The following is a 12,149-nucleotide window of genomic DNA, read 5'->3' as shown; positions in this document are numbered from 1 at the left end:
TCAGCCGCAGTCGGGTGGGTCGAGTCCGTCGACCTCGACCGGGAGCCGGCCGGGTGCGGTCGCCTCGCCCGCCACCCAGTCCGCCGCCGCGGCCAGGCCCTGGGCGTAGTCGTCGTAGGTGAACAGGACGGGGATGTCGTCCCCGGCGGCGTCGACGAGCGCGGTCGCGTCCCAGGGTGCCTGCGTCGAGACGAGGACGTCGCCGTCGGTCCCGTCGATCGCGACCCTGAGGTCCCCGCCGCCCTCGACGACCTCGAGCCCGGCGTCCTCGGCGGCGGTCGCGAACACCTCGACGTCCGTCGCCGAGGCGCCCTCCACTTCCACGGACCCCGGGATCCCGGCGCCGGTGTCCTCCACGCGGCAGGGTCCGGCCGCGACGGTGAGGGCGGCCGCGCCGAGATCGGCGAGTGCGGTGTCGAGCGCCGCCTCGGTGCCGTCGGAACCCTCGGCGTCCTCCCGGGCGGTGGCAGCGGCATCGGCCTGCCACAACCGCAGGGCCATGACACGCTCGGACGCCTCGACCAGACGGTCCCGGGGCAGGTCCCCGGAGTCGAGCGCGGCCTCGATCGCGGCCACCGACGCCGCGGTGTCCGAGGGCATGAGCGCGAGGTCGGCCCCGGCCGCGATCGCCTGGAGTGCCGCGTCCGTGGATCCGGCCGACTGCGTCACCGCCCCCATGTTGAGGGCGTCCGTGACGACGACGCCCTCGTAGCCTGTTCTGTCGCCCCCGGTGCTGTCGCTGCTCGTACCGCTGCCGACCTCAGGCCCCAGCCGTTCGCGTAGTTCCGCGTAGGCCTCCGGGTCGAGGGAGGCGGGGAGGGCCCCGCCGCCGGGCAGGTCGATGTGGCCCATCATCACGGAGCTCACGCCCGCTTCGACCGCGGCCTCGAAGGGAGGCAGGTCGGTGTTCGCCATCTCGGCGATGGTCCGGTCGGATTCCGGGAGTGCCAGGTGGGAGTCCGTGTCGAGCGCGCCGTGGCCCGGGAAGTGCTTGGCCGAGGACGCGATCCCGGCCGCCCCGTATCCGGTGACGGCCCCGGCGACGACCTCTGCGACCGTCTCCGGATCGGACCCCGCCGAGCGGACGTTGATGGTGGGGTCCGCCGCGCCGATCGTCACGTCGGCGACGGGCGCGAAGTCGAGGGTGAAACCGAGGTCCCGCAGTCCGGCTCCCTGGGCGCGGGTGACGGCGGTACTCACCTGTGGGTCCGCGGCCGCCCCGTGGACGAGCAGGGGTGGGACGACGGGGCCCGCCCCGTCGAGTCGGGCGACGGGACCACCCTCCTCGTCGACGCCGACGAGGACGGGGACGTCCGCGGCCGCCTCCGCCGAGGTGCCCCGCCCGATCTCCTGCACGATCGCGTGGACGTCCGCCGGGCCCGCACCCGCCGGCAGATTGGTGCCCATGACGATGACACCGGCCAGGTGGAGGTCGGTGACGAGATCGGCCGCCGCGGCCCCGTCGGTCCCGGCATAGGTCGCCATGACGACGGATCCGGCGAGTTCCTCATCGGAGAGGTCCGCGACGATCCCGGCGGCCTCCTGACGGAAGTCCTCCGGGACCACCGGGTCGGGTGTCTGCGCCGGTTCCGTCACGGCGACCGGCGGCAGGGTGCCGTCCCCGGTGCCCGTGCCGGGGGTGGAGGGCGCCTCGGGAGCGGACCCGGGGAGGACGGAGCACGCGGTGAACACTGCGGGCAGGGACGCGGTGAGGACCGCGCGGGCGAGCACGGTGCGCCACCGGTGGGTGGGCGGACCGGAGCGACGGCGGGCGGGGGAGGTCGACACCGTTCCACGGTAGCGGGTGGGGACGGCCGGAATGCTCCGATACCCATAGGATTGCGTGCATGGTGGATTTCGCTCGCTCCGCCCGCTCGACCCTCGGGGTGGAGTGGGAACTCGCCCTCGTCGACGCGCACTCGATGGACCTCGTGCCGCGCGGTCCCGACCTGCTGCGCGCCGCCGCCCGGGTGCCCGAGCTGGAGGGGCGTGTGGTCGGTGAGATGCTCACGAACACCGTCGAACTCGTCACCGGTGTCCACGAGACGGTCGGCAGTGCGCTCGGGGACCTGCGGGAGGCGCTCGGGCTGGTGCGCGGGCTCGCCGATCCGCTCGACGTGAAGATGCTCTCGGCCGGGACCCACCCCTTCTCGCGCTGGTGGCAGCAGGAGATCACCGATGCCGCCCGCTACGCGGAGATGGTGAACCGGACCCAGTGGTGGGGACGGAACATGCTCATCTACGGCGTGCACGTGCACGTGGGGATCGACGACGGGGCCAAGGCCGTACCGATCGTCAACAGCATGCTCCGGTACATCCCGCACCTCCAGGCGCTCAGCGCGTCCTCGCCGTTCTGGGACGGGACGGACACCGGGTACGCCTCGAACCGCGCGATGATGTTCCAGCAGTTGCCGACGGCGGGTATCCCGTACCAGTTGCGCGACTGGGACCACTACAACGCCTACGTGCGGGACATGCTCACCACCGGGGTCATCGACGAGATCAACGAGATCCGCTGGGACCTGCGCCCGGCACCCGTCCACGGGACGATCGAACTGCGGGTCTGCGACGGACTGTCGAGCCTGCAGGAGATCGGTGCGATCACCGCTCTCTCGCAGTGCCTGGTCGACGACCTGTCGGAGCGCCTGGACGCGGGCGAGACCCTGCCGACCATGCCCGACTGGTTCCACCGGGAGAACAAGTGGCGGACCGCCCGCTACGGCATGGACGCGATCATCATCGAGAACGACCGGGCGGACGAACGCCTGGTCACCGAGGTGCTCGCCGACGAGGTGGCACGCCTGACCCCCGTGGCCGAACGACTGGGCTGCGTGGCCGAACTGCAGGACGTGCTGGCGATCTGCGAGGCGGGCGCGGGGTACCAGCGGCAGAAGAAGGTCTTCGAGCGGGAGGGTTCGCTCGTCGACGTCGCCCGCTTGCTCGTCGACGAACTCGGCTGAGAAACGGGGACGTGCTCAGAGCATGGTGCGCAACAGCGGCCAACTGGCCGCGAACCCGGGGTGGAGCGGGTAGTCGGTGACCTCGTCGAGGGGCACCCAGCGCAACTCCAGGCTCTCGACGTCGTTGATCGACTCCTCCAGGTGCCCCGTCGCCCGCGCGACGACCGTCGTGTAGCTCCACCCGGTCTTCTCCAGGACATGGGTGTCGAGCACCTCGATACCCGAGCCGTCGAGCTCCGGGACCCCGGCCTCCTCGTGGCACTCCCGGATCGCACCGGTCACGGCGGTCTCACCCGCGTCGATCGCACCGCCCGGGATCCCCCAGGTACCACCCTGGGCGGACCACAGTGCACGGTGCTGGAGCAGAACACCGCGGGCGGGATCGTGCAGTAGGAGTCCGGCGGCGCCGAACTTTCCCCAGAACCTGCCCTCGGGCGTCTCGACCCAGCCGTCACCGGACCGTCGCTTGCCCCGCAGGTGCGCCACGAGCTCGTCGCGCGTCATCCCGGTCCCCGGCACCTGCTCGTCCCCGGCGAGCCTGCGCAGGTCCTCCCGGCGCGGGGGCGTCGCCCCCAGGTTCTCCGGCGGGTTCTCAGGCGACCCGGACATGATCGACCTCCAGTCCCGAGGTGACGCCGAACCCGAAGTCCCCGGCGGGCAGTCCCCGGCGTACGATCTCCGCGCCGAGGGCCGCGACCATCGCCCCGTTGTCCGTGCACAGGCGCAGTGGCGGGACGCGCAGGGTGACCCCGGCCGCGTCGCAGGCACTCGCGAGTCGCTCGCGCAGCCGCCCGTTGGCCGCCACGCCTCCGCCCAGCAGGACATGGTCGATCCCGGTGTCCTCGCAGGCCAGGAGGGTCTTCTTCACGAGCACGTCGACGACCGCCTCCTCGAAGCTCGCCGCGACGTCGGCCAGCCGGGGTGCCGCCGAGGCGCCCTGCCCCGCGGTGCCGACCCCCGCGGACCCTGCCGACCCAGCCCGCGCCTCGGCCGCGGTGACGTAGCGCAGGGCGGCGGTCTTGAGGCCGGAGAAGCTGAAGGAGTAGCGGCGCGCGGGGTCGCGCAGGTCCTTCTTCGTCGCGAGTCCGCGGGGGAAGGTGACGGCCGTCGGGTCGCCCGGGATCCCGGTCCCGTCGAGCAGGCCGGCGGCGGCCCTCGAGATGTTCGGCCCGCCGGGGTAGGACAGTCCGAGGAGGCGGGCGGTCTTGTCGAAGGCCTCGCCGGCGGCGTCGTCGATCGTCGCGCCGAGCAGTTCGATGTCGTCGACGATGTCCCCGATCCGCAGGATCTCCGTGTGCCCACCGGACACGAGGAGCGCGATCGTCGGGGTGACGAGCCCGGGGCCTGTCGGATCCTGGTCCGGTGCCACGAGGTCGACGGCCACGTGGGCGGCGAGGTGGTTGACCCCGTGGAGCGGCAGCCCGGTCGCGGCGGCCAGCCCATTGGCCGCACTCACGCCGACCATGAGAGCCCCGGAGAGTCCGGGACCGGCGGTGACGGCGAGGGCGTCGAGGTCGTCGAGTGTCACCCCCGCCTCGTCGAGGGCGGCGTGGATCGACGGGCCGATGGCCTGCACGTGCGCGCGGCTGGCGACCTCCGGGACGACCCCGCCGAACCGTACGTGCTCGTCCATCGACGAGGCGACGGTGTTGGTGAGCAGTTCGCGACCACGGACGATCCCCACGCCCGTCTCGTCGCAGGAGGACTCGATGCCGAGGACCAGGGGTGCGTCGGCGCTCATCCGCGGTCCTCCGCGTCATTCCGGTCCTCCGCGTCGTCCTGGTCCGCGAAGGCCTCGTCGCGGACCTCGGCGGCCAGCTGCGCGTACTTCGCGTAGAGCTCGTCCTCGCTCACGTCGATCAGTTCGAGCCCCAGGACCTCGCCCAGGTACCGCAGGTGGGTCTCCCAGACCGGGCCGATCTCGTCGATGAGACCGGCGGCGTCGGCGAGCGACGTGTAGGTGTGCGTCACGACGATCCGCGTCGCCGAGGCGGTGTCCTCCGGATCGGGCGCCTCCAGGGTGATGCCGACCCGGCCGAGCGCCTGGAACTCCAGGAGGACGTGGACCTCCTCCTCGCAGGCGAGGAGTTCGGCCTGCAGGTCCTCGCCGTCGAGGGTGAAGGTGAGGATCTCGCCGTCCTCCGTGGCGCCGGTGTCGGCTGCGGATTCGGCCGCGTCGTCCCGGGTGAAGGGGGCGAACCACTCGGCGACGACCTCCGGGTCCGTGATCGCCCGCCAGACCTGTGCCGGGGGCAGGGGCGCGGTGGCGTGGAGAACGAGGTCGGTGCCGTTCTCCCACGTGACGACGGAAGCTGTGATCATGCCGTCCATGGTACGGGGGAGGGGACACCCGTGCCGGTGGACGCGCTCACCCCACGCGGGTGGACCGGCTCACCGCGATCCGCTCATTCCTCGCCGGTCGCCACCGGGCGGGCCGGGTCGTTCGACCAGGCGGACCAGCTGCCGGGGTAGAGCGCGGCGTCGACACCGAGCAGGTGGAGGGAGAGGACGTCGAGGCTCGCGGTGACGCCGGACCCGCAGTAGACCCCGACAGGACCCTCCAATGCGCCGTGGGAGCCGTAGATCCCGGCCAGTTCCTCGCCGCTGCGGAACATCTGTCCGTCGACGTTGTCGGTGACCGGGGCATTGCGTGCTCCGGGGATGTGCCCGGCCTGCGGGTCGAGCGGTTCGGTGTCGCCGCGGTAGCGCTCGGGGGCGCGGGCGTCGAGGACGGTGGCGGCCGCGTCCTGGGCAAGGGCCGCCACCGCGTCCGCGTCGAGGGTCGGCATGGACCCCGGCGTGATCGGCACCTGCGAGGGGACGGGCTCGGACTCCTCGGTCGAGAGGTCCCCGCCGGCTCCGGTCCAGGCGGACAGTCCCCCGTCGAGGACCCGGACGTGGGTGAACCCGGCCCACTTGAGCAACCACCAACACCGGGCGGCACCCTGGGAGGCGTTGTCGTCGTAGACGACGACCGGCGTGTCCGTCTCCAGTCCCCAGCCGCGGACGGTCTCCTGGAACTGCGCGGGTGTGGGCAGCGGGTGGCGCCCGGCACGCGGATCGGTCTCCGTGTGGTCGGCCAGGTCCCGCCCGAGGTCGACGTAGAGGCTTCCGGGGATGTGCCCGGCCTCGTAGTCGGCCCGTGTCTGTGGAGCGGACCCGGGAACCGCGAGCGACCAGCGGACGTCGAGGAGGACCGGACACATGCCCATGTCCCGCAGGGTCGCGAGATCACCGGCGGTCACGAGGACCTCCTCCCGCGCCCGAGGTGCCGCGGACGGCTCGGGGGTACTGCGCGTCGTCTCCGTCATGGTTGCTCCTGCAGGTGGGTCGAAGGGAGAGGATAGACGGGGGAAGGCGTCACACCTCGTCGGCGAGGAGGACGACGTGGTCCTCCCCGAGCCGGGTGAAGACCAGGGTAGCCCGCGAGCCCGCCGGGAGCTTGAGCTTGCGGCGCACGGCATCGGGCACGATGTCGGCCCCGCGCTTCTTGATGACGACCTGGCCGATGCCGCGGGCCACGAGCGCCTTGCGCAGGGGCTTCATCCCGGCCGGGAGCACCTCGCGCACGCGCCAGGTCCGCACGAGCGAGGCCGCGGGCCCCTCCGGCAGCCGGTCCCCGGTGAGATAGGCGATCGGGGCTGAGACCCGGCGCGCGGCGAGCGGTTCGCACAGGGCGGTGACGAGCCCGGCGCGGACGACGGCCCCGTCCGGTTCGTGAAGGTACTCGCCGAGCGTGCCGATGCCCTCCTCGTCATCGGCGGGCACCTGCGACTCGTGGACCCGGACGGCGCCCTCGGGTCCGAGCACGAGGGCGTTGCGGCCGGGCGCCTCGATCGCGGCTCCGGCGTAGAGGGCCACCTCGACGACGTCCCGGCCGTGCGAAACCCACTGCGCCTCCCAGCCGGCGGGCACGAGTGAGTGGTCGAGCGCGGGACCGAGCTTGATGCCGAGGGCCGATACCCGGTCGGCCACGGAGAAGGCCCAGGAGAGGGGCGGGGAGAAGGCCTCGGGGTCGTTCAGGCGGAAGGCCTCGCCCTTCCCCGTCGTGCCCTTGCGGCGGGCGGGGTCGAGCCACACGGCGTCGGCGCGGTCCAGGTCGTAGTCCTCGGCGAGTCCGTGGGTGACCGAGGCGTTCTCCAGATGGCGGAGGTTCCAGGTCGCCAGGGCCGCGGTGACCTCGTCGGCCTCGACCGCCTCGACGACCCCGTCCATCCCGGCGAAGGCCAGCGCGTCGGCTCCGAGACCGCAGCCGAGGTCCGCGATCCGGCCCGGCACCGCCGAGAGCATGCGCCGGGCGTGGTGGGCGGCCACCGGCAGCCGGGTGGCCTGGGCGAGTCCGTCGCGGGTGAGGAGCATGTCCGCGGCGAAGGGGCCGAACTTGTCGACCGCCTCGGTCCGCAACTGGGCCTGGAGGAGCATCGCGGAGGCGACCTCCGGGTCGAAACCCTCCTTCCGCAGGGCCGTGGCCTGGGCGAGTTCCGTGCTCGGTGCCCACTCGATCGTGTCGATCCGGTCGAGGGTGCGGGTGTCGAGCAGGCGCGCGAGGGTCTCCGGGGTCATCCCTCCAGCCTAGGCGTCCCGGTTATAGGGTGGCCACGTGACCACTCTCCTGAGCGCCCGCGACGTCCGTGCACTGGCGGACGAACTCGACCTGCGCCCGACCAAACAGCGCGGCCAGAACTTCGTCATCGACCCCAACACCGTCCGGATGATCGTCCAGGCGGCGGACCTCGGCGACGCCCCGCGCACCGTCGCGGAGATCGGGCCGGGCCTGGGGTCGCTCACGCTCGGCCTGCTGGAGGCCGGTCACCACGTCGTCGCCGTCGAGATCGACCCCGTCCTCGCCGGGCGCCTGCCCCGCACCGTCGCGGAACTCCACGGGGACACCACCGTCCGCGGGGGGACCGCGCCCGAGGCGCCCGCCGCGGACGGTGCCCCCAGGCAGGGCGCCTCGGCGGCGGGATTCGACCTCGTCCACGCCGACGCGATGGACGTCACGGAACTGCCCGCGGCACCGAGCGCACTCGTGGCGAACCTGCCGTACAACGTGGCGGTGCCGGTGCTCCTGCACTTCCTCGCCACCTTCCCGACGATCGACACCGTGCTCGTCATGGTGCAGTTGGAGGTCGCGGACCGGCTGGCCGCCGCCCCCGGCTCGCGGGTCTACGGCGTCCCGAGCGTCAAGGCGCAGTGGTACGGCGAGGTGACCCGGGCGGCGACGATCGGCAAGAACGTGTTCTGGCCGGCCCCGAACATCGACTCCGGTCTCGTGAAGATCGTGCTGCGGGAGACACCCCTGGGCGACGAGGACCTGCGGGTCCGTGTCTTCTCCCTCGTCGACGCCGCCTTCGCACAGCGGCGCAAGATGCTGCGCTCCGCACTCAAGGACCGGTTCGGGTCCGCGGCCGCCGCGTCCGAGGCGCTTGCGGCCGCCGGCATCGACCCGCAGGCCCGCGGCGAGACCCTCACCGTCCACGACTTCGTGCGGCTGGCGGAGGTGACGGTGTCATGACCGTCCTGTCCTTCCCGGGGCGGACCGCGTACACCGAGGTCACGGCCCGCGCCCACGGGAAGATCAACCCGTACCTGCACGTCGGTCCGCGCCGCGACGACGGCTACCACGACCTCGTCACGGTCTTCCAGTCCGTGTCGCTCGCGGAGACCGTCACCGTCCGGGTGCTTCCGGCCGGTCAGGAGGACTCCGTCACCGTCACCGGTCCCTATGCCGAGGACGGCGACATCCCGCTCGATGCCCGGAACCTGGCGCTCGCCGCCGTCCACGCCCTCGCGGAGCGGCTGGACCGACGGGTCCCCGTGGCCCTCAGGATCGACAAGCAGGTGCCGGTGGCCGGGGGCATGGGTGGCGGGTCCGCCGATGCCGCCGCCGCGCTCGTCGCGTACGCCCACCTGCTCGGCGGGGTCGACGCCGAGGTGCTCCACACGGTCGCCGCCTCGCTCGGGGCGGACGTCCCCTTCGCGCTGACCGGAGGGACCGCGCTCGGGGCCGGCCGGGGTGACGAACTCACCCCGGTGCTCGCACGGGGCACCTTCCGCTGGGTGATGGCGACCTCGACCGGCACGCTCTCGACGCCGGCCGTCTTCGCCCGTCTCGACGAGATGCGGGCGGCGGGCACCGTCCCGGATCCCACGACGACACCGGCGGTCGCGGAGGCCGGGGCTGCAGACACCGACTCCACGGCCGACACCGAGGCCGGCGTCCGTGCGGTGCTCTCCGCGCTCGCCGCCGGGGACGCACATGCCCTCGCGGCGGCCGTCCACAACGACATGACCGAGGCCGCGGCGGACCTGCTGCCCGATGTCGCGGAGGTGCTCGGGGCCGGACGCCAGGCCGGGGCGCTGCGGGCGCTGGTGTCCGGTTCGGGGCCGACGGTCGGGTTCCTCGTCGACGGGCCCGAGCACGCGCTCGACCTCGCGGTGCTCCTCGCGGCCACCCGCGGCGTCCGGCACGTGGTCCGGACCACGGGCCCCGCCTCAGGCGCGGAAGTCATCGACGCCCGCTGACGGCACGCCCGGGACAGCGGTACTCCCGGGTCGGCGGATAGAGTGGGTTCCCATGGCTCCCACGCATCTGCTCGGCTCCCAGACGATCTCGCTGTCCTACCCGAACCGCACGGTCCTCGCGGACGTCACGGTGGGACTGGCCGCCGGGGACCGGATCGGTATGGTCGGTCGCAACGGCGACGGCAAGTCGACGCTCATGCGGATCCTCGCCGGGTCCCTCGAACCGGACTCCGGACGGGTCACCTCCCGCGGCGGGACCCGGATCGGCTACCTCGAACAGACGGATGTCCTCGACGGCGACCTCACGGTGCGGCAGTCTGTCGTCGGTGACGTCCCCGATCACGAATGGGCCTCCCGTGCCGAGGTCCGGGACGTCATGACCGGGCTGCTCGGCGATCTCGACCTGGAGGAGACCGTCGGCGGTCTCTCCGGTGGTCAGCGACGGCGTGTCGCGCTGGCCCGGCTGCTCGCCGGTGACTGGGACGTCCTCATGCTCGACGAACCGACCAACCACCTCGACATCGAGGGTGTCCGCTGGCTCGCCCAGCACGTGAAGAAGCGGTGGCCGGTCGGTCAGGGTGCGCTGCTCGTCGTCACCCACGACCGGTGGTTCCTCGACGAGGTCACGACGCTCACCTGGGAGGTCCACGACGGGACGGTCGACGTGTTCGAGGGAGGTTACGCCGCCTACGTCCTCCAGCGGGTCGAACGCGACCGGCAGGCCGCCGTCGAGTGGACGAAACAGAAGAACCTCATGCGCAAGGAGCTCGCCTGGTTGCGCCGCGGTGCCCCGGCCAGGACCTCGAAGCCCAAGTTCCGGGTCGACGCCGCGAACGAACTCATATCCGGCGAACCACCCGTCCGTGACACCGTCGAACTCGTGAAGACCGCGACCAGCCGCCTGGGCAAGGACGTCTTCGAACTCACCGACGTGGCCGTGCAGTACCCGGGCACGCCTGCCCCGGCGATCGAGGACGTCACGTGGATCATCGGCCCCGGTGACCGGTTCGGCATCCTCGGCCCCAACGGCGCCGGCAAGTCCACGGTGGTGAAGACCCTCACCGGCGAGGTCACGCCGACCGTCGGCCGGATCAAGCGGGGCAAGACCGTCCGGGTCGCCGTCCTCGACCAGCAGCTGCGGGAACTGGACGGTCTGGCCGAGGACCGGGTCCGTGAACTCCTCGACCGCAAGAAGGCGAGCTACTCGACGGACGCCGGTGACCTCGCGCCCTCGCAGTTGCTGGAGAAGCTGGGACTCGGCGGGGTGCTCCAGTCCCGGGTCAAGGACCTCTCCGGTGGCCAGCAGCGCCGCCTGCAGCTGCTCCTCATCCTCCTCGACGAGCCGAACGTGCTCATCCTCGACGAGCCGACGAACGACATGGACACCGACATGCTCGCGGCCATGGAGGACCTGCTCGACTCCTGGCCCGGCACGCTGCTCGTGATCTCCCACGACCGCTACTTCATGGAGCGCGTCACCGACCACCAGTTCGCCCTCCTCGACCACCACGTCCGCCACCTGCCCGGCGGCGTCGACGAGTACCTGCGGGCGGCCGCCGACCGCGAGCGGGTCAAGGGCCTCCCGACGGGGTCCTCGGCCACCGCCGCCGGGGCGGCAGACGCCACCGCCGTCGAGGCGCCCGCCACGTCCGGTGCCCCCGGTGCGGGCGCCTCGGGCGCGGGGGAGAGCGGGGCCGGGACCGGCCTGTCCGCGGCGGAGGAGCGGCAGCTGCGCAAGCAGGCGCAGGGTCTGACCCGGAAGATCGAGAAGGTGGAGAAGAAGCTCGCCGCCCTCGACGAACGGATGGCCGCGGCCGACCCGAGCGACTTCACGGGTCTCGCGGACCTCTCGGCCGAGCGCGGGGCGCTGACGGACGAGAAGGACGAGTTGGAAATGGAGTGGCTGGACGTGAGCGAACGGCTGGAAGGCTGACCGGAAGCCTCAGTCGGCGGCCTCCAGGCCGTCGATGAGGTCCTGTGTCGACTCGGCCATGAGCTGGACGAAGCCCGTCCGGTCGCGGATCTCCTCCGTGCTGGAGCGTGCGAAGAAGGGTTCGTAGGCGGCGGCGAGCAGGCGGTCGAACTCCTGGCTGAGCTCGAGCGAGGTCTGGGTGTAGTAGATCGAGATCCGGCGGCGGTCCGCGGAGTCCCGTTCCCGGGTGAGCAGGCCGCGGGCGACCAGCCGTTCGAGGATCGAGGTGAGCGTCGAGGCGGACATCGACAGCATGGAACTGATGTAGCCGGGGGTCGCGGTCCGGCCCGCGTCGCTGAGGGTGACGACGGACTGCAACACCTGGAAGTCGATGAGGTTGAGGTCGTTGGTCTGGGCGAACCGCGCCATCGCGGTCCGCATGACCATCGCCTCCATCTGCACCGCGTGGACGAAGACGGACATGTGTTCGCTGCGTTCGAGCGCGTCGGTGTCCCGGTCCTCGCCAGTGAGGCCGGCCAACCGCGCATCGAAGAGCTCGATGAGTGGATCGGGCAGCATGCGTTCCATGCTAGACCCGACTCGTCCGATTTCGGTAGGTCTGCGGCATGTCGGTCCGCAGGGGCATGACCTGGGGAGATCCTCGTGCGCGGGGTCCGGGGCACAGGAGGTGTCCGTGACGTTTCGTCCCACCTATGTTGCGGTTCGACAACAGTACAGAGTCCTTCGGGGGA

11 protein-coding genes are annotated in these 12,149 nt (G+C 72.2%); 4 read left to right on the top strand and 7 right to left on the bottom strand.

Annotation, left to right across the window (positions count from 1 at the left end):
• Entirely contained in the window at positions 1 to 1,788 is a 1,788-nt protein-coding gene (locus AAD496_RS08040) for a glycoside hydrolase family 3 N-terminal domain-containing protein (RefSeq protein ID WP_349828139.1), read from the bottom strand.
• 59 nt (positions 1,789 to 1,847) lie between these two features.
• Here AAD496_RS08040 and AAD496_RS08035 point away from each other — a divergent pair, with 59 nt between their 5' ends.
• Positions 1,848 to 2,960 carry a glutamate--cysteine ligase gene (locus AAD496_RS08035; protein ID WP_349828138.1) on the top strand — a complete coding sequence of 371 codons (1,113 nt, stop codon included), beginning with the start codon at positions 1,848 to 1,850 and terminating at the stop codon, positions 2,958 to 2,960.
• Positions 2,961 to 2,975: 15 nt separating this feature from the next.
• Here the strand turns inward: AAD496_RS08035 and AAD496_RS08030 are convergent, their stop codons facing one another.
• The 5 genes from AAD496_RS08030 to AAD496_RS08010 all read right to left on the bottom strand — a co-directional run bounded on the left by AAD496_RS08030 (position 2,976) and on the right by AAD496_RS08010 (position 7,523).
• Entirely contained in the window at positions 2,976 to 3,569 is a 594-nt protein-coding gene (locus tag AAD496_RS08030) for an NUDIX domain-containing protein (protein ID WP_433913744.1), read from the bottom strand.
• Entirely contained in the window at positions 3,553 to 4,701 is a 1,149-nt protein-coding gene (gene tsaD / locus AAD496_RS08025; RefSeq protein WP_349828137.1) for a tRNA (adenosine(37)-N6)-threonylcarbamoyltransferase complex transferase subunit TsaD, read from the bottom strand. Before tsaD ends, AAD496_RS08030 begins: the two co-directional genes overlap by 17 nt.
• Positions 4,698 to 5,282 (bottom strand): SRPBCC domain-containing protein, encoded by a 585-nt coding sequence (locus AAD496_RS08020; protein WP_349828136.1) that lies wholly within the window; start codon positions 5,280 to 5,282, stop codon positions 4,698 to 4,700. The genes tsaD and AAD496_RS08020 overlap by 4 nt, the downstream gene beginning before the upstream one ends.
• 83 nt (positions 5,283 to 5,365) lie before the next feature.
• Positions 5,366 to 6,271 (bottom strand): sulfurtransferase, encoded by a 906-nt coding sequence (locus AAD496_RS08015; RefSeq protein WP_349828135.1) that lies wholly within the window; start codon positions 6,269 to 6,271, stop codon positions 5,366 to 5,368.
• Positions 6,272 to 6,320: 49 nt separating this feature from the next.
• On the bottom strand, positions 6,321 to 7,523 hold the full coding sequence (locus tag AAD496_RS08010; protein WP_349828134.1) for a THUMP-like domain-containing protein: 1,203 nt from the start codon (positions 7,521 to 7,523) through the stop codon (positions 6,321 to 6,323).
• A gap of 37 nt (positions 7,524 to 7,560) precedes the next feature.
• On the opposite strand from AAD496_RS08010, the gene rsmA reads away from it, so the two are divergent.
• The 3 genes from rsmA to AAD496_RS07995 are packed head-to-tail and all read left to right on the top strand — an operon-like array spanning position 7,561 to position 11,418.
• Positions 7,561 to 8,475: a 16S rRNA (adenine(1518)-N(6)/adenine(1519)-N(6))-dimethyltransferase RsmA gene (gene rsmA / locus AAD496_RS08005; RefSeq protein WP_349828133.1), complete on the top strand. Its 915-nt coding sequence runs from the start codon at positions 7,561 to 7,563 to the stop codon at positions 8,473 to 8,475.
• Complete coding sequence (locus AAD496_RS08000; RefSeq protein WP_349828132.1) at positions 8,472 to 9,485, top strand: 4-(cytidine 5'-diphospho)-2-C-methyl-D-erythritol kinase; 1,014 nt, start codon at positions 8,472 to 8,474, stop codon at positions 9,483 to 9,485. The genes rsmA and AAD496_RS08000 overlap by 4 nt, the downstream gene beginning before the upstream one ends.
• 52 nt (positions 9,486 to 9,537) lie before the next feature.
• Entirely contained in the window at positions 9,538 to 11,418 is a 1,881-nt protein-coding gene (locus AAD496_RS07995) for an ABC-F family ATP-binding cassette domain-containing protein (protein ID WP_349828131.1), read from the top strand.
• 9 nt (positions 11,419 to 11,427) lie between these two features.
• Here AAD496_RS07995 and AAD496_RS07990 read toward each other — a convergent pair whose 3' ends face one another.
• Entirely contained in the window at positions 11,428 to 11,976 is a 549-nt protein-coding gene (locus AAD496_RS07990; protein WP_349828130.1) for a MarR family winged helix-turn-helix transcriptional regulator, read from the bottom strand.
• Positions 11,977 to 12,149 lie beyond the last annotated feature (173 nt).

The organism is Brevibacterium litoralis (assembly GCF_040212315.1).
Lineage (GTDB): Bacteria > Actinomycetota > Actinomycetes > Actinomycetales > Brevibacteriaceae > Brevibacterium > Brevibacterium litoralis.
This window is presented reverse-complemented; position numbering and strand designations above follow the sequence as displayed.

Excerpts from the sequence above, each read along its gene's own strand:
- AAD496_RS08035 (WP_349828138.1), top strand. The coding sequence starts at position 1,848 with ATGGTGGATTTCGCTCGCTCCGCCCGCTCGACCCTCGGGGTGGAGTGG.
- AAD496_RS08030 (WP_433913744.1), bottom strand. The coding sequence starts at position 3,569 with ATGTCCGGGTCGCCTGAGAACCCGCCGGAGAACCTGGGGGCGACGCCC.
- tsaD (WP_349828137.1), bottom strand. The coding sequence starts at position 4,701 with ATGAGCGCCGACGCACCCCTGGTCCTCGGCATCGAGTCCTCCTGCGAC.
- AAD496_RS08020 (WP_349828136.1), bottom strand. The coding sequence starts at position 5,282 with ATGATCACAGCTTCCGTCGTCACGTGGGAGAACGGCACCGACCTCGTT.
- AAD496_RS08015 (WP_349828135.1), bottom strand. The coding sequence starts at position 6,271 with ATGACGGAGACGACGCGCAGTACCCCCGAGCCGTCCGCGGCACCTCGG.
- AAD496_RS08010 (WP_349828134.1), bottom strand. The coding sequence starts at position 7,523 with ATGACCCCGGAGACCCTCGCGCGCCTGCTCGACACCCGCACCCTCGAC.
- AAD496_RS08000 (WP_349828132.1), top strand. The coding sequence starts at position 8,472 with ATGACCGTCCTGTCCTTCCCGGGGCGGACCGCGTACACCGAGGTCACG.
- AAD496_RS07995 (WP_349828131.1), top strand. The coding sequence starts at position 9,538 with ATGGCTCCCACGCATCTGCTCGGCTCCCAGACGATCTCGCTGTCCTAC.
- AAD496_RS07990 (WP_349828130.1), bottom strand. The coding sequence starts at position 11,976 with ATGCTGCCCGATCCACTCATCGAGCTCTTCGATGCGCGGTTGGCCGGC.